This window comes from Rhizobium bangladeshense (genome assembly GCF_017357245.1).
Classification (GTDB): domain Bacteria; phylum Pseudomonadota; class Alphaproteobacteria; order Rhizobiales; family Rhizobiaceae; genus Rhizobium; species Rhizobium bangladeshense.
The window spans coordinates 3020829-3035410 of the sequence record NZ_CP071612.1; the positions used below are offsets into that span (position 1 = coordinate 3020829).

The 14582-nt window shown below is 59.9% G+C and carries 17 protein-coding genes, 1 tRNA gene and 1 pseudogene; 11 read left to right on the forward strand and 8 right to left on the reverse strand.

All coding sequences use genetic code 11. The annotated features are described in order from the left end of the window. Positions 1–10: 10 nt before the first annotated feature. Together J2J98_RS14705 and J2J98_RS14710 are read right to left on the reverse strand one after the other, a co-directional pair. Positions 11–421, reverse strand: a complete 411-nt coding sequence (locus tag J2J98_RS14705; protein ID WP_064705653.1) for a DUF4174 domain-containing protein — start codon at positions 419–421, stop codon at positions 11–13. 306 nt (positions 422–727) lie between these two features. Then, positions 728–1111: a BRA0787 family protein gene (locus tag J2J98_RS14710; protein WP_038690240.1), complete on the reverse strand. Its 384-nt coding sequence runs from the start codon at positions 1109–1111 to the stop codon at positions 728–730. Between the two features lie 351 nt (positions 1112–1462). On the opposite strand from J2J98_RS14710, the gene J2J98_RS14715 reads away from it, so the two are divergent. From J2J98_RS14715 to J2J98_RS14725, 3 genes and pseudogenes are all read left to right on the forward strand, one after another. Next, positions 1463–1693 (forward strand): hypothetical protein, encoded by a 231-nt coding sequence (locus J2J98_RS14715; RefSeq protein WP_064711511.1) that lies wholly within the window; start codon positions 1463–1465, stop codon positions 1691–1693. Next, positions 1694–1933, forward strand: a complete 240-nt coding sequence (locus tag J2J98_RS14720; protein ID WP_064705655.1) for a DUF2934 domain-containing protein — start codon at positions 1694–1696, stop codon at positions 1931–1933. Positions 1934–2296: 363 nt separating this feature from the next. Beyond that, a pseudogene (locus J2J98_RS14725) lies at positions 2297–2607 on the forward strand (GIY-YIG nuclease family protein). Positions 2608–3169: 562 nt separating this feature from the next. Here J2J98_RS14725 and J2J98_RS14730 read toward each other — a convergent pair. After that, positions 3170–3364 carry a hypothetical protein gene (locus J2J98_RS14730; RefSeq protein WP_207601439.1) on the reverse strand — a complete coding sequence of 65 codons (195 nt, stop codon included), beginning with the start codon at positions 3362–3364 and terminating at the stop codon, positions 3170–3172. A 122-nt stretch (positions 3365–3486) separates the two neighbouring features. On the opposite strand from J2J98_RS14730, the gene J2J98_RS14735 reads away from it, so the two are divergent. The 3 genes from J2J98_RS14735 to J2J98_RS14745 all read left to right on the forward strand — a co-directional run bounded on the left by J2J98_RS14735 (position 3487) and on the right by J2J98_RS14745 (position 5280). Next, the gene (locus J2J98_RS14735) at positions 3487–4212 is read left to right on the forward strand and encodes a LuxR family transcriptional regulator (RefSeq protein WP_064706131.1); all 726 of its coding nucleotides are present in this window, start codon (positions 3487–3489) and stop codon (positions 4210–4212) included. Between the two features lie 214 nt (positions 4213–4426). Continuing rightward, the gene (locus tag J2J98_RS14740) at positions 4427–5092 is read left to right on the forward strand and encodes an acyl-homoserine-lactone synthase (RefSeq protein WP_064705658.1); all 666 of its coding nucleotides are present in this window, start codon (positions 4427–4429) and stop codon (positions 5090–5092) included. Continuing rightward, the gene (locus tag J2J98_RS14745; RefSeq protein ID WP_064705659.1) at positions 5089–5280 is read left to right on the forward strand and encodes a hypothetical protein; all 192 of its coding nucleotides are present in this window, start codon (positions 5089–5091) and stop codon (positions 5278–5280) included. The genes J2J98_RS14740 and J2J98_RS14745 overlap by 4 nt, the downstream gene beginning before the upstream one ends. Positions 5281–5414: 134 nt before the next feature. Here J2J98_RS14745 and J2J98_RS14750 read toward each other — a convergent pair whose 3' ends face one another. Next, complete coding sequence (locus tag J2J98_RS14750; protein ID WP_064705660.1) at positions 5415–5783, reverse strand: response regulator; 369 nt, start codon at positions 5781–5783, stop codon at positions 5415–5417. Positions 5784–6005: 222 nt separating this feature from the next. Here J2J98_RS14750 and J2J98_RS14755 point away from each other — a divergent pair. Then, positions 6006–6081 (forward strand) — tRNA-Ile (locus tag J2J98_RS14755). A gap of 1174 nt (positions 6082–7255) precedes the next feature. Here the strand turns inward: J2J98_RS14755 and J2J98_RS14760 are convergent. Next, positions 7256–8179, reverse strand: a complete 924-nt coding sequence (locus tag J2J98_RS14760; protein WP_207601440.1) for an alpha/beta hydrolase — start codon at positions 8177–8179, stop codon at positions 7256–7258. A 143-nt stretch (positions 8180–8322) separates the two neighbouring features. On the opposite strand from J2J98_RS14760, the gene J2J98_RS14765 reads away from it, so the two are divergent. Both J2J98_RS14765 and J2J98_RS14770 read left to right on the forward strand, forming a co-directional pair. Beyond that, positions 8323–8877, forward strand: coding sequence for a dihydrofolate reductase family protein (locus tag J2J98_RS14765; protein ID WP_207601441.1), 555 nt, complete (start codon positions 8323–8325; stop codon positions 8875–8877). Continuing rightward, a complete protein-coding gene (locus J2J98_RS14770; RefSeq protein ID WP_207601442.1) occupies positions 8870–9754 on the forward strand; it encodes an RNA polymerase sigma factor in 885 nt (294 codons plus the stop codon). The genes J2J98_RS14765 and J2J98_RS14770 overlap by 8 nt, the downstream gene beginning before the upstream one ends. A 155-nt stretch (positions 9755–9909) precedes the next feature. Here J2J98_RS14770 and J2J98_RS14775 read toward each other — a convergent pair whose 3' ends face one another. Further along, complete coding sequence (locus J2J98_RS14775; RefSeq protein ID WP_138393106.1) at positions 9910–10896, reverse strand: AraC family transcriptional regulator; 987 nt, start codon at positions 10894–10896, stop codon at positions 9910–9912. Positions 10897–11201: 305 nt separating this feature from the next. Between J2J98_RS14775 and J2J98_RS14780 the strand changes: the two genes are divergently transcribed. After that, positions 11202–11645, forward strand: coding sequence for a Dabb family protein (locus J2J98_RS14780; protein ID WP_207601443.1), 444 nt, complete (start codon positions 11202–11204; stop codon positions 11643–11645). A gap of 371 nt (positions 11646–12016) precedes the next feature. Here the strand turns inward: J2J98_RS14780 and J2J98_RS30365 are convergent, their stop codons facing one another. Next, on the reverse strand, positions 12017–12670 hold the full coding sequence (locus J2J98_RS30365; protein WP_246569375.1) for a winged helix-turn-helix transcriptional regulator: 654 nt from the start codon (positions 12668–12670) through the stop codon (positions 12017–12019). Between J2J98_RS30365 and J2J98_RS14790 the strand changes: the two genes are divergently transcribed. Further along, positions 12623–13387: an SDR family oxidoreductase gene (locus J2J98_RS14790; protein WP_207601444.1), complete on the forward strand. Its 765-nt coding sequence runs from the start codon at positions 12623–12625 to the stop codon at positions 13385–13387. The genes J2J98_RS30365 and J2J98_RS14790 overlap by 48 nt on opposite strands. A gap of 504 nt (positions 13388–13891) precedes the next feature. On the opposite strand, the gene J2J98_RS14795 is transcribed toward J2J98_RS14790, so the two are convergent. Beyond that, positions 13892–14518: an outer membrane protein gene (locus J2J98_RS14795; protein WP_138393103.1), complete on the reverse strand. Its 627-nt coding sequence runs from the start codon at positions 14516–14518 to the stop codon at positions 13892–13894. Positions 14519–14582: the final 64 nt, after the last annotated feature.

A 14582-nucleotide genomic window follows, 5' to 3' on the forward strand; every position in this document is an offset into this window, starting at 1 on the left:
CCGCAGCTATTCACGATGCCTTCTTCGGCAGCTTGTCCAGCGCGGCGAAAATTTCTTCCACCGTGCGCGGCTCGCTCGAGCGCAGCTTCACTGTGCCGTCACGTCCGATCAGGATCAGCTCGAACTCGCTGTGTGGCGGCCCCTGCAGCCGTTCGCGAATATCGTCCGCATCAAGTTCCCAGCCGTCGTCGAACAGCGAGAAAGCGCCGCCGCCGGCAATGATGAAGACTTCGACCTCTTCCTCGATGAGGCGCATATGTGCGTTCCGCAACCATTCATCCTGGATTGCCGCGCGATCGTCCAGCGCATCGGCGAAAATGATCAGCACCCGTTTGCTGTCGCGAAACTGCTCGAGCGATTGTGGAAGTTCCGGCTCACGTCGCGGTGTGCCGATGATTTCATGAACGATGGATCTTAGCATGGCGTTATTCCTCGCCCGTCATCTCGCGGGCTGTGACTGCGGCATTCGAGCGTCAGCGCCTTTCAGGCGCGCAAGCACGCTGTAACGCGCTGAATAACTGATAATTCCCAGTTCGGTGCAAACTCGGATCATTCAGTAAACGGCCGGAAATGAGGGAGGTTCCGAAGAAGCCGAAAAGGATCGCAGCCCCCAAAGTACATCGCGATCCTTCAGATCGCTTGCGCTTCAGGTCTTTGTCTCAAGCATGCCGTTATGAAAACCGCAGCACAGTTTGGTGCAACATGCTCTGGCCGCGATCCCTTTCGGTCAGTCGCGGCTCTGGTCCTCGGCCGCATGCGCCGAGACGGCGACGAGGTCCGCGGTCCCATTGGCCAGGAGGCGTTTGCGTACGAGCACGCGCATGACGCGTGCCGCCGTCGAGAAGGTCATCTGATCGAGCGGACCTTCACCTTCCCACGGTTTGGTCAGCCGCTCGGTGACAGCGCCGACTATGTTCATCGGCACGATATCGGTGCATTCGCGCATCGCTTCGAAAACGAAGCTGATCGGGATGACCCGTCCTTCATGGGTCACGATCGGTTCGGTCAATTCGCTGTCCCATTCCTCGAAGGCGTAAAGTGCTTCGCGAAACAGCTGCTGGAGGGTAAACGGCGCGTGGCCGTTGTGAAGTGGCGGCAGGGCATTCATCATGTCTGTCTCCTCTTGATGGATTAAGCCAAATTCCTCCTGGATCGGTCGGCATAAACGCGGGGAACTCAGCGATTTTTGCCCCCTGCGGACCGAATAACACGATTGATTCTATAGAGTAACGTCCCGGGGATAAACCCCATTTCTCGACCGCGGCGGCATCCCGTTCCCTAAAGGCATGAAATTCCTGCATGTTTTAGGCGAAATTTTCTTTGCACCCGTTATTCTTGAAATTCCATGCCAGCGCGCGGGAGCGGCCGGAAAGGCTGAAAAAACCCCGAAAAATCACGGAACTTTTGCGGCTGTAATCTGTTTTGTTCGTATACTTCGAAAGTACAGATGGGGTTACCACCAATGACGCAGATCCGTGAACCGGAGCGGCGAAGCAAAGTGCTACGCGGCCGTCCTTACAGCCTTGATGAATTCGCTTCTAAATACGGCCTGCGCAGCGACCAGGCCGAAAGCTTGTTTACCCGTTTCGGGCCTTCCTCGATCGAACTCGACTTGCTGATGGCGGCCAAGCGCCGCGCGCCTGTTCTGCCGGACAGAATTGCGAATGACACCTTTCACGAACGGAACCGATAGATGAGCGACAGACGCCATGAATGGATCAGCAAGAGGGCCTATGCGATCTGGGAAGAACAGGGCCGTCCCGACGGCCGGGACGGTGAACATTGGCGTCAGGCGGTCGCCGAGCGGGACGCGCTGGAACGCACGCAGGCCTCGGTCGATGGACGCGAGGTGCTGGTAAAGTTTCGCCCGAAGCCGCAGCGGCCGGAACTGCCGCGCGCCGGCTGGGTCACTCCCCCCGCCAAGGCTGGCTGATCAGACTTCAGCGGCGACCGGGCTGCTCAACGCAACACATCCCTGGTACCTGGCCGGCCTCGTCCGTCGGGGCCCCTTGCGGGGGTGTGGCTTGTGGCCACACGACACACGATGGCCATTGCGACACCGCACCACGATCAGCCCTCATCCTGAGGCGCGCAGGCCATTGGCCGGAGCCTCGAAGGACGGGGGCGGGTGGCCTACCCCCGTCCTTCGAGCCCCTGCGGCTTGCCTCACGATGGCGGAGAGAAGGTGCGGCCTGCCCACGATGCCGGGGAGAAGGTGAGGCTTGCCCCACCTGCGGCAGGAGCACTCCGGCGCCACGCGATTGCTGTCCGCTCGCTCCCTATGCTAGCCTGCGCCATGGAAGTCACCGTCTATATCCTCCGCTGCAGCGACGGCTCCTATTATACCGGGCTGACCAAGCAGGAGATCGAGGCTCGTGTGTGGGAGCACAATGCCCGGACCTATGACGACTACGCTGCCAAGCGCCTCCCGGTCGAACTCGTCTTTACCGAAACTTATGACCGCATCGTCGACGCCATCGCCCGCGAGCGGCAGATCAAGGGCTGGTGCGCCGCAAGAAGGAGGCACTGATCACCATGGACTACGAGGCCTTGGCGGATTTGTCCAAACGGGGGCGGTGGCGATGGTGGCCGACCTCGTCCCGCTAGGCCCGCGGGGGGCGCCCCAGGATGAGTGCGGAGAGAGGGTGCGACTTGCGGCACCGGAGGGGTCTTGGGAGTGTCAACGCCCAATTGCGAGGTATCACTCTGCAACACCGAACATAGAGATCAGCCGCTAGCAAGGTGCTACACCGTCCAACCGACCGGCCACACGGCATACCCATCGCCCCATCAGCCACACAGCACACCGATCAGCCCCAATCCTGAGGCGCGCAGGCAAAAGGCCGAAGCCTCGAAGGACGGGGGCGGGTGATGGGCAGGACGGTGAAGCGTCAAGAATGGCACAGTCCAACCGCTTCCCCGAACGCTGCTGTTTCCGCTTGAAACACTTCGTCAAGCATACTGGCACAAATCCATGGAGGACCTGTTTTTGTTTCACCCTAGCGCGACATTGCCGCTCGACACTCTCCTCGCAAAATCCGAAACGGAATAGGAATGAAACCGTGCTCGCGCACGAAGCATGATTTCATCCGGTCGCGCCGCTGATCGCTGCCTGGCCGGGCCTTTAGTGTCGGGGAAAGCCTCAAACCGCCCGCCGGGGCGGGCCATGTCAGAAAGCGTTGTTTTCCTGGCAAAGCGCCCGGTGGACCTCGGTCCAGAACAGCGCCAGCCGGGTGTCGCCGTTGCGTTCGGCAACAAGGGCGCGGATCAACGCTTCGGAACCTGCCATGTCCTGCCAGCTGGATTTCAGGCCCTTGGCGGCCTGTTGGCATTCGGCAATCTCGAACGGTCTCTTGCTGTCCATATGAGGTCTCCTCATGAAGGCGCTAGCAGGCCGCGGCCGGATTGTCATTCCCCGCATATGTGGGGATGCCTTGTATTTATGACGGTCCTCACGGTAGGATTGAGGGAATTGGGACGATGGAAATGATCGAGAATACCTACAGCGACAGGTTCGAACCCGCTTTCGAACAGATCAAAGCTGCGGCAAATGTGGATGGCGCCATCCGCATTCTGCAGGCGGAATATGGCCTCGATTTCGTTACCTACCATCTCGCCCAGACGATCGCGAGCAAGATCGATTCCCCCTTCGTGCGCACCACCTATCCGGATGCCTGGGTCTCCCGCTACCTCTTGAACAGCTATGTGAAGGTCGATCCGATCGTCAAGCAGGGCTTCGAGCGCCAGCTGCCCTTCGACTGGAGCGAGGTCGAGCCGACGCCGGAAGCCTATGCCATGCTGGTCGACGCCCAGAAGCACGGCATCGGCGGCAACGGCTATTCCATTCCCGTCGCCGACAAGGCGCAGCGCCGCGCGCTCTTGTCGCTGAACGCCCGCATCCCGGCCGACGCCTGGTCGGAGCTCGTGCGCCGCTGCCGCAACGAATGGATCGAGATCGCCCATCTAATCCACCGCAAGGCCGTCTACGAGTTGCATGGCGAGAATGATCCAGTGCCGACCTTGTCGCCGCGCGAGATCGAGTGCCTGCACTGGACGGCACTCGGCAAGGATTACAAGGATATCTCGGTCATATTGGGCATATCAGAGCACACGACACGGGATTATCTGAAAACCGCGCGCTTCAAGCTCGGCTGCGCCACGATTTCGGCGGCCGCCTCGCGCGCGGTGCAATTGCGCATCATCAATCCCTGAGGATCGGAACCGCTTTTCTGAAAATACGCCGTGTCGGGTCAAAAGCCGAAGGATCGCGGTGCTTCCGGGCTGCGCCTTGTTTCCGCGTGTCGTGACCTAATCCTCATGCTTTTGGGCTAATCCCCCCATCTGAGGGGGCCCATCTGAGGGAATTTCCGATCTGGCCCGGCTGAACCATTCTGCTCTCCACGAACTGCAAACGCTGGAGGGCAAAATGTTCGTTATCATTCAAGCACATGAGTATCAGAAATACGCCGCCGTACTCGACCAGATGTTCCGCCTGCGCAAAAAAGTCTTCGCCGACCAGCTCGGCTGGGACGTTCCGGTCATCGGTCCCTACGAACGCGACAGCTACGATTCGCTTTCTCCGGCCTACCTCGTCTGGTGCAACGACAGCCGCACGCGCCTCTATGGCGGCATGCGCCTGATGCCGACGACTGGTCCGACGCTTCTCTACGACGTCTTCCGTGAAACCTTTCCGGCTGCAGCCGATCTCGTCGCCCCTGGCATCTGGGAAGGCACGCGCATGTGCATCGACGAGGAGGCGATCGCCAGGGACTTCCCCAATGTCGACGCCGGCCGCGCCTTCTCGATGATGCTGCTTGCCCTGTGCGAATGCGCGCTTGATCACGGCATCCATACGATGATTTCCAACTACGAACCCTATCTCAAGCGCGTCTACAAACGCGCAGGCGCCGAAGTGGAAGAACTCGGCCGCGCAGACGGCTACGGCAAGTATCCCGTCTGCTGCGGCGCCTTTGAAGTGTCGGACCGCGTGCTGCGCAAGATGCGCGCCGCCCTCGGCCTGACCCTACCCCTTTATGTCAGACATGTTCCGGCCCGCTCGGTCGTAACGCAATTCCTGGAGATGGCAGCATGAAACGCGTCGTTGAAACCGCAACACCGAAAGACATTGGCGCGCTGGAGCGCCATGTCCTCGCATCCCGCGACATCGCCACGCAGATAGGGGATCCGTTCCTCTCCTATCTCCTCTCGATGGCGCTGTTCACGATCTACGAAAAGAAGGCACACCACGAGAATGAGGCGCTGAAGAGCAGCTTCGGCTGAGGGCGCGGGCCCCTCCGCCGCGCCTGAAGAGGGGCACACCTCCCGGCGCCTCGCGCGTGGCCGCAAAACCTGTCCCCGTTTTGCGGCTGCGCGCCCCCGCTCACCTTGTCGGGGGCGTCACACCATGGGGGAAGTCACGCCATCAGGGAATCGATCGTCGTAATCAGCGTGTCGTGCAGATAGGGCTTGGGCAGGAAGGCGGTATTGGCGGGCAACGCCATCGGATCAAGCCGCACCATGCCCGAGGTGATGATGATGCCGATATTCGGCCGCATCGCCCTCACCCGCTTGGCAAGCTGGATCCCATCCATCGAACCGGCCATGTTGACGTCGGTGAACAGGATATCGACATCCGGCCGGCCCTTCAGCACCACCATTGCCTCATCGGCATTCGCCGCCTCCAGCGCCACATGGCCCACATCCTCCAGCACATCGAGGACATTGAACCGGATCAGCGGCTCATCCTCCACGATGAGCACCACGGCACTGTTCGAAGCCACCATCTGCGATCGCCCTTTTGATGCGGTATATGATTCGAATAAGTGTATTCCGCGCTGGAAGGTTCCAGTGCTTTTGCCCACGAATTATGCATCATCCACAGATGTTGCGCTGACGGCTTGTGGCTCCCTGCAATTTGGGCTAGAGCGAACCAATGCTGCGGGAACCATTGCCCCGGCATCAAGGTGCCGGCCTCCGGCACCCAGGCGTCGAACATCTGACGCCGAGGGCCTGTAGCTCAATGGTTAGAGCCGGCGGCTCATAACCGCTTGGTTGGGGGTTCGAGTCCCTCCGGGCCCACCATCGTCTTCTCCGTCCGAATAAGGCCGCCGAGCGCCTCAAGATATAATGAAAGCGCCGAGCTCGACCCGAAGGGACTCCGGCGCAGGACTACCTGTCGCGAGAGAAGGTGCGCCAGGTGATGGAAATGGAACCTGAGCTGCCGCCACACATTATCTGCTTGCAGCCTGACTCATTCCATTTTGAAGGAGATTCTACATGAATAACATAATCTGGCTCGTCGGCGCCGTAGTCATCGTGCTCGCCATCCTGAGCTTCTTCGGCTTCCGTTGAGTAAGAAGTGCGGCGGCTCAACTGCACCATCCATGAACGCAGGAGCACGCCGCTGCGCCGGACGAAGAACGGCAACCGGCGCAGCGTGATATATGGGGAGAATTAGCAGTGACTTAAATGTCTGCTGTCGTACCCACTGTGGGATCGAGCTGTCCCGTCGAGCTCGCGAGTCTCAAACGTCCACGGTTGACGGGCGCTTCACCGATGGGCTCTCGAAAGTTCTCTTCGAAGTTCTCCCAGTAGATGAAGTGCTTGTCTTCCCAAAGCGGACGCTTCGGACAATTCTGCAGGTCGGCAATACCTTGATTAACGACTGGCGGGAACAGGCTCCGGCGGCGGAAGCCGCCGAGATGCTTTTCTAGATGCGATCAACGAGGTGGCCGCGCCCGACGAAGTGGGTTCCGCCTTCATCGCCGCGGCAAAGGTCAGCGATATCGATTGCGGTTCGTAACTCCAGCACTGCTTCGGTCGGACTTCAGCGCCGAAAAACATAAGAAACGCGCGGGACAATTGCTGGTCCCACTTTCGGCCATGTCATTGATCTTCTGCACTAGTGGTTACCCTCCGGGCCCACCAAAACCATCGCGAAGACATGGGCGTAGATCTCACGCCAACAGAGTTAGCGCCTGCTGATCCCGCTCGAGTTCGAAACATGATGACAGCCCTCTCAGCTAGACGTCAGGTGGCGAGCGGCATAGGTCAAAACCTTGGCGTCTGACATGAAGCCCCTCGAGGCGCGAAGCAGCGCTGCCTGGCCCCCCGTTCAAATGTACTGCATCGCAGTCAGCCACGAAGGTCTTCTTGCCCGAGGTCAGCCAGCGGTGATTTCGGCTTCGTTGTCGCCGGCCGCCGGGAATTGCGAGCCCTGTCGCGTGAAAGCCGACATTCCAGAACCGGGTCACCATTAGCGCTCTGGCGGCACGCTTCGAGCAAGGCGTGGCCTCATCCAGCCGGCAAAGCGCGCTATCGCATCGTCGGCCTCAGGAGCAAAGCCGGCCATCATCTGGAACGAGTGCAGCATCTCAGGAAAGATGTCGATGCTTGTTTCCACGCCAGCCGCCTTTAACGCCTCGGCGAACCTGACGCTGTCGTCCAGCAATGCCTCGTGTTCCCCCACCTGCAGGTACGTGGGAGGCATGCCGGTGAGATCTGCGAAAAGTGGGCTGGCTTCGCGGGCGTCCAGGCCGCCTAGCACCAATGAGGCAAGGAAATCGACCGTCGGCTTCTGGAAGAACGCATCCCGCTCCCGGTTTGTCTGATACGATCTGCCCGATTGTGTGAAATCGACCCAGCCGGAAATCGACAGCGCCGCAGCCGGCATGGGAAGGGCACTCTGCTTGGCGAGAAGCAGGCCACCAAAAAGAGCGCCCACGCCGGCGGAGTCTCCTCCCACAACGATGCCCTCGGCCGGACACCCCGTCTTCAGCAGCCACTTGTAGGCGTCTCTCACGTGCCGCTGTTGGGCTGGAAACTTCGCTGTTTGCGACATTGGGTACGAGACCAGCAGGCCCTTCGTGCCGGCTGCGCTCGCCAGATGGCCGACGAGCTTGCGGTGAGAGTAGATCGAGCCGCCGACGAATCCGCCACCGTGGACATAGAACAGCACCTGGTCGGCCCTCGATCCCTCGGGCACGATCCAAAGGGCTCGGCGGCCGGCAACCGTGACTTCGCTATAGTCCACGCTGCCCGGCTCCGCGGTGAGGCTCGACCAGTGGAGGTCGGCGCGGTGCTGGATCTGCTCGTTCGTCAGCTCGTCGCTACCCGCCTGGGGTGATGCAGCGAGGGCTTCGTAGTGCCGCCGATTGGCCGCGCTGGCTCTGCTTGCCACTTTCGTCTCCCGTTTGAACCTGTGACGAAAACAAAGACGAGCTTTCCGACGACAAGGATACGTCGATAGTGAAGTATCTTTCTGTCGCTGCCGAACGTCCTTGCATGTGCCCTGCTCACGCGGAGTTCAATTGGAGTACGCACATGCGCAAGTTAATTGTCGGAAGTTTTGTTTCGCTCGATGGCGTCATCGAGAGCCCAATGGCCTGGGCCAGTCGCTTCTTCACCGACGAGGCGGTCGAGGATGCCTATCACAAGGCCGGCGAGGCCGACTACTTCCTCCTCGGGCGTAAGACATACGAGATGTTCGCCGCCAGGTGGCCGGCGCTGACGGGAAAGTACATGGATCGAATGAACGGCCTCAAAAAGCTTGTGGTGTCCAATACGTTGGCCGACGTTCGATGGAACGCATCGATTCTGAACGGCGACATCGTCGGCAAGCTTCGCGAGCTCAAAACGCAGGATGGCGGCAACCTGTTGAAATATGGCATCAGTGAGCTTGACCGCACGCTGCTCGAGAATGAACTGGTCGATGCCTATGAGCTCTCGATCATTCCAACGCGCGTCGGCGCGGGCAAACGGGCATTCGAGGATGTGCCGCCGGAGCTGGTCGACTTCGACCTTGCCGGACTACGCTCGTTTAGCAACGGGGTTGTGGTGATGACGTACGTTCCTAAATCCAGGCAACGCAATGCCTGAGAACCAGCTTCCCAAGGGCCTCTTCGATCTTCGCTACGCGGCGTTTCTGGAGACGGTGAGGGGCCATCGCGCCATCTTGCATCGCTATTGCGCGCGCATGTGCGGCTCGGTGCTCGACGGCGAAGACGTGATGCAGGATGTCCTGCTGGAGGCCTATCGCAAGCTGGATTTGCTCAAGGAACCAAGGGCGATGAAGGCGTGGTTGTTTCGCATCGCCCACAATCGATGCCTCGACCATATCCGCACGAAGCGTTCCTGGAATTTCGTTGAACTGGACGAAGCGAATGCGCCAGCCTTTTTGCCCCCCGAAATACCGGCATTCGGCACCACCAACGCGATCGATCGGCTCGTGAGAACGCTGCCGCCGATGGAACGCGCCTGCGTGCTTTTAAAGGACGTGCTCGACCTCTCTCTCGAAGAGGCGGCAGGTGTCGTCGGCAACAGCGTGGGCGGCGTGAAGTCTGCCCTGCATCGCGGCCGGGCGCGACTAGCGGCGCAGTCGGAAGCGTCCGCCAGACCCGCTTCCGACGATCCGGCACTCGTCGCACTTCTGGAGCGGTATGTCGCCTTGTTCAACCAACGGAACTGGGCTGGCGTTGTCGAGCTGACGAGTGCCGACGCACACCTGCACGTCGCCGATTGCTATGACGGCGAAATCGGCAACGCGCCGTATTTTTCAGAGTTCCAGAAGTCCAAGACCCCCTGGCATCTTGATCTCGCCCGATTCGACGGTGAGCTGCTCATGATGGTGTCCAACTGGGTCGAAGACTCTTGGCGTCCGACCTATCCGGTGCGCATTCAGATCGGCGTAGATGGAGGCCTGAGCATCTCGGATTACTATGCGTGTCCCTGGCTGATGGAGGGTTTGGTCGAGTGATCAGGGATCAAGCGCATTCCTCCATCTGCATCGGCTACGCCCATGGGCGTTCGATCGCGGCAAGCGACGCGATCGCCGCTTGTCGAGGCCCTCATGGTTCGCACGACCACACCCATCCGCGCGAACGAACGTGAGCAGTCGCGCCTATCTCCTCCTCAGAAAAGAGGAGACGAGAACAAGCCCTCACCCTGGGCGTCGTCACGGAAATGGCTGGGCGGTTCGCCAATGACGCGCTTGAATGCGCGGCTGAAGGAAGCCTGCGAGTCATAGCCAAGCCGCGTGGCAACAACCGAGACCCGCAGCCGGTCGCGCGTCAGCCAATGCATGGCTTGGTGCATCCGAACCCGCGTGACATAGCGCGCCGGCGTCTCACCGACGATCGCGGTGAAGCGTTCCGCGAAACTCGAGCGAGACGCACCCATCAATTTTGCCAGCGATTCGACGGTCCAATCGTGATCCGGACTGCGATGGATTGCGGCAAGAACCTTCCCGATGTCGGAGTTCCTGATCGCCGCAACCCATCCGGTCGAGTCTCCGCAGCCGCGCTCGACCCACGCGCGTATGATGGTGGCGGCGAGGACGTCAGCCAGACGTGCGAGAATGCCTGCGGAGCCGACGCGCTTCATGTCGACTTCACGGGTCATCGCTTCGAGCAGATGTGGGATTGCGGGATCACGCCCAGCCAATTCGGTTGCCCGCATAGTTTCGGGCATCATCCTGAGCAACGGATGTACGACGCCAACATTGAAGTGCATGCTGCCACAGAACAGCGTTGTCGTTGCTTCCGCATTTCCGCCGCGCATCTCATAAATACCTTGGCTGACTTCTTCGAAGCTAAAGCTCCTGATCGCCAGAGATGGAACATCAGGCGCGCTCGCCAGCACATGTTCGCGACCTCGCGGCAGAAGCACGGCGTCCCCAGCGCGCAGCTCCAGCCAATCACCTGCTGAAACCTTCAGCCAGCAACTGCTTCCATCGATGAAATGGAAGCGGGCTGCAGTCTGTGCGGGGAAAGAGATGCCCCAGGGCGCCCCCATTTCACAGCGGCCATAGTCGACGCCGTCGAGCCGCAGGCCGCGCAGCAGGTCGCTGACGGCATCGCTGCCTCCAAATAGTGAAGCGTTGGACGAACGATCAAGCATTCCATGAAAATAGCACCAAAACGACAGCGCCGCACCCCCGACTTGTCGAGGCCAGGCTGAGGTCGCGTCGCAGAGCGCACACTCTCGTATGTTGTCCAGCCCAACGGTACCGCCTTCGCGCTATCCACATCCAACGTTCTCGCGCGGCTTCCGCATTCTGATCGCGGGGGGCACCAGCCATTCCGCCAAGATCGCACATTTGGACGAAAGGCAACACGATTCGGCTTTTGCGGCATTCATCGTCCGCGTCGCTGCCACTATCTCAAGGAGGTCGGCATTCAACGCTCGAAACATGGAGACAGACTATGAAAACAAGAATGATTGCATCCGCTTCGCTCATCTTGACGCTCTTTGCCGCCCCGGCTCTCGCGGACGTCCACCACTTCGTCGCGTTGCGCTACGAGCGGAACGTGGACGCCTCCGTCAAGGCCGACATCGCCGAGCGATTCAAAGCCTTGAAAAATACTTCGATGCGCAATGGGAAGCCCTACATCATCTCGATTACCGGCGGCGATGGCATCAGCAAGGAAGGCTTCGACCAAGGCTTCGAGCAAGGCTTCCTCGTAATATTCGCCAACCGGGAGGATAGGGATTACTTCGTCGGCAAACCTTATTCGGAGGTGATGGATCCCAGCCATCAGGCTGTCGCCCAGTTTGCTGAGCCGCATTTTGAACATGACGCAAACGGCAAGCTTACCGGCATATTTGTTTACGACTATATCGTGGACGGTGAGGCCACCTCGAAGTAACCGCCGCGCGGAGCCGACGTACATCGCCGGCACCACCATTTTCTGGAGAGCTCCTTCCGGAAGGTGTCCTGGCCAACTCGCTGCGACGGCATCGCTCCGAGGATCGGCAGCTCCACGGTCGCAGCTCGGCACATGCGCCCTCACCAACCTGGGCCGGGCAGATCGCCGCCATCGAGCATATACGGCGGCAGCGGCAGACGGGTCCTTGAGTTCTCGCGTGCCTGGCGCGGCATTCGCCGGTAGCTCTGATCCTGCGCCGACTGGGTTTGAACCGGCTGGATCGACTTGGCCTCCGGTCGCCGCCCATGGTCTACGCGAACCGAAGGGACGCGTCCGTGACCACCAGCTCACCTGCGCGCATGCGGATACTCTCAGTCAGCCAAGACTGAGTGCCTATCTCCATGCTTGCGTTCGCCTTTATCCTTCTCAGTACGGGCCTGGTGCTTCTTGCCCCATTCCGCCACCGGAGCGAGCGCGTAGTCGAGGTCGGCGCCGGTCTCTGTGACCGAATATTCGACGCGGGGTGGTACTTGATGAAAAACCTCCCGGTGAATCACTCCGTCGGCTTCCATCTCTCGCAGGTGTTGGATCAGCATCTTTTCACTAATTTCCGGGACAAGCCGTTTCAGCTCACCGAAACGGCAGGGCTGGGCCTGATGGATCTGCCAGAGCAGCAGCGCCTTCCACTTGCCGCCGATAACTGCAAACGCCGAACCCAATCCACAACTGTCGGGCAAATTTCCTTGTTTTCTTGCCAATGAAATCTCCAATTCCGGCATTTTGGTAAGTACCTTACATTTTTGTCCGTACTTGCGCAAGAAGAAGTGCACGCCTAGTTCTGTCGTGGTGGCGGAGCGCGCGGCAAAAAGACCAGAGGCAAAGCTTCCACCGGGATAGTTTTCGCACCGCAAAGCGGCTGTTCCAGAGATTTTCAAACCACGGATCACAGCGCATTCGGCGCTGGGAAAGGAAGAGGCATGAGCAGATTTCACGGCAAAAAGGCCGCTATCATAGGTGGCACGCATGGGGTGGGACTGGCGGTGGCGCAGGCGCTGATCGCCGGAAGCGCCGAAGTCCTGATCACAGGGCGCAATGAAAGGAACCTTGCGGATGCCCGCCAGGTGCTTGGCGGTAGTGTGCATGCGGTCCGGTCCGACATCGCCAGCATGGAGGATATCGCCGTGCTCGGCGCTGAGGTAGGGCAGAAGTTCGGCGACATCGATTTCTTGCATGTGAACGCCGGCGTGTCGGAACTGGAACCGTTCGGCCGCGTCACCGAAGCATCTTACGATCGCCAGTTCAACATCAACGCCAAAGGTGCGTTCTTCACCACTCAGCGCCTGATTCCGTTCATTAAAAGAGGCGGAGCGATTGTTTTCACCACTTCGATCGCTGAGGATTCCGGAATCCCGGGCATGGCGGTGTACTCCGCCACCAAGGCCGCGCTGCAGGCCTTCGGCAAGGTCCTGGCGGCGGAACTCTTACCGCGCGGCATCAGGGTCAACATGGTCAGTCCGGGTTTCATCGACACGCCGACTATGGGCGTCGCCGGCGCATCGGCGGAAGAACGCGCGGCATTCATGAAGATCGGTGACGCGGTGACGCCGATGAAGCGCCACGGTACCCGGGATGAGGTGGCGCGCGCAGTTCTGTTTCTTGCCTTCGACGCTACCTTCACCACAGGAGAGCGCATCAAGGTAGACGGCGGCTTGGGACAAGGGCTAAGCGAATCGATGGGGTGAGCCGCAGTGCTAAACTGTTTGTCATCGCCATAAAGAGGCTATCTCGTGCCCGCCTAGGCTGGCACGAGATAAGATGGAATATACCTTTGCCGGCCGGCTCTCGGGATAAAACGATCATGAGCTCTGATCGTGACAAGCGACGCAAGCCAGCCAGCATCGGCGATCTGCAAATATCGCATCCTTCATTTGAAAGCCCGACTTCGCGGCCGCTTGCAGCGTGGTCTGTTACGCGCGAGGCCAAGGTGTCTGGCGAACTCGCCGTCAGTCACGAAAAGGCAACTTGACTTTGCCATGTCGATCCTGGCGCCGGGAAAACGGTGGAACGCCCCGGCGATTTAAAGGCAGACGGACACAGCACTTCCGCCCCTCCGGCTAGATATCGCTCTCATGTCGACAGCGGCCCGTGAAGCGACCGGCGTGGGAGGTCGACCCCCACGCCACCATCGAGCCCGCCAAGCCAGAAAGGGAGATCGTCGGGCTTATCGCTGATCCAACGGACAATTCTTAGAACTTCACGCCGATTCCGAACTTGAGTTCGTGCTGGTCGGCGTCGACATCAATACCGAGAATGTCTTTCTCGCCGAAGTCGTTATATCGATACTCGCCACGGGCGAAGATGTTGTTGGTGATAGCAAAGTCGACGCCGGCGCCGACGGTGTAACCGTTGAAGGTCTCGGTTTCCTTGTCTAATCCCGGCAGGTCGACGTATCCACGCGTGGCGGTCCAACCAGCTGCGCCATAAAGCAGCGCTCTGTCGAAGGCGTAGCCGACACGACCACGAACTGCGCCGGCCCAATCGGTCCCGACGTCCGCCCCCAGCGCTTCCTCTTCGTTCCAATTGTATTCGAGGTTGCCCTCTATACCGACGACGATGTTGTTGTCGAACTGGAAATTGTAACCCGCAAATCCACCAAAGACGCCGCCGTTAAAATCCTGGGAATCGCTGGCGCCACCGAGGCTGAAGTCGCCGTTTAGCCAACTGGCGCCGCCATCGATGCCGAGATACGGGCCTGACCAGGTGAAAGTTGGCGCAGCCGCAACAGGTGCGGCCGGGACATCCTGCACGGCATCGGCTGCAACCGCGGTCGTTGCGACAAGTGCTAGGAAGGTGGTGGCGATCGTGAGCTTCATGTTCGTGACCCCATGTCTTGCAACACAACTGGAGGGTACAGCCTAACTCAACAAATAGCTGTAA

Coding starts and splice junctions, on each gene's coding strand:
- J2J98_RS14705 (WP_064705653.1), bottom strand. CDS start 421: ATGCTAAGATCCATCGTTCATGAAATCATCGGCACACCGCGACGTGAG.
- J2J98_RS14710 (WP_038690240.1), bottom strand. CDS start 1,111: ATGATGAATGCCCTGCCGCCACTTCACAACGGCCACGCGCCGTTTACC.
- J2J98_RS14715 (WP_064711511.1), top strand. CDS start 1,463: ATGACGCAGATCCGTGAACCGGAGCGGCGAAGCAAAGTGCTACGCGGC.
- J2J98_RS14720 (WP_064705655.1), top strand. CDS start 1,694: ATGAGCGACAGACGCCATGAATGGATCAGCAAGAGGGCCTATGCGATC.
- J2J98_RS14730 (WP_207601439.1), bottom strand. CDS start 3,364: ATGGACAGCAAGAGACCGTTCGAGATTGCCGAATGCCAACAGGCCGCC.
- J2J98_RS14735 (WP_064706131.1), top strand. CDS start 3,487: ATGATCGAGAATACCTACAGCGACAGGTTCGAACCCGCTTTCGAACAG.
- J2J98_RS14740 (WP_064705658.1), top strand. CDS start 4,427: ATGTTCGTTATCATTCAAGCACATGAGTATCAGAAATACGCCGCCGTA.
- J2J98_RS14745 (WP_064705659.1), top strand. CDS start 5,089: ATGAAACGCGTCGTTGAAACCGCAACACCGAAAGACATTGGCGCGCTG.
- J2J98_RS14750 (WP_064705660.1), bottom strand. CDS start 5,783: ATGGTGGCTTCGAACAGTGCCGTGGTGCTCATCGTGGAGGATGAGCCG.
- J2J98_RS14765 (WP_207601441.1), top strand. CDS start 8,323: ATGCGCAAGTTAATTGTCGGAAGTTTTGTTTCGCTCGATGGCGTCATC.
- J2J98_RS14770 (WP_207601442.1), top strand. CDS start 8,870: ATGCCTGAGAACCAGCTTCCCAAGGGCCTCTTCGATCTTCGCTACGCG.
- J2J98_RS14775 (WP_138393106.1), bottom strand. CDS start 10,896: ATGCTTGATCGTTCGTCCAACGCTTCACTATTTGGAGGCAGCGATGCC.
- J2J98_RS14780 (WP_207601443.1), top strand. CDS start 11,202: ATGAAAACAAGAATGATTGCATCCGCTTCGCTCATCTTGACGCTCTTT.
- J2J98_RS14790 (WP_207601444.1), top strand. CDS start 12,623: ATGAGCAGATTTCACGGCAAAAAGGCCGCTATCATAGGTGGCACGCAT.
- J2J98_RS30365 (WP_246569375.1), bottom strand. CDS start 12,670: ATGCGTGCCACCTATGATAGCGGCCTTTTTGCCGTGAAATCTGCTCAT.
- J2J98_RS14795 (WP_138393103.1), bottom strand. CDS start 14,518: ATGAAGCTCACGATCGCCACCACCTTCCTAGCACTTGTCGCAACGACC.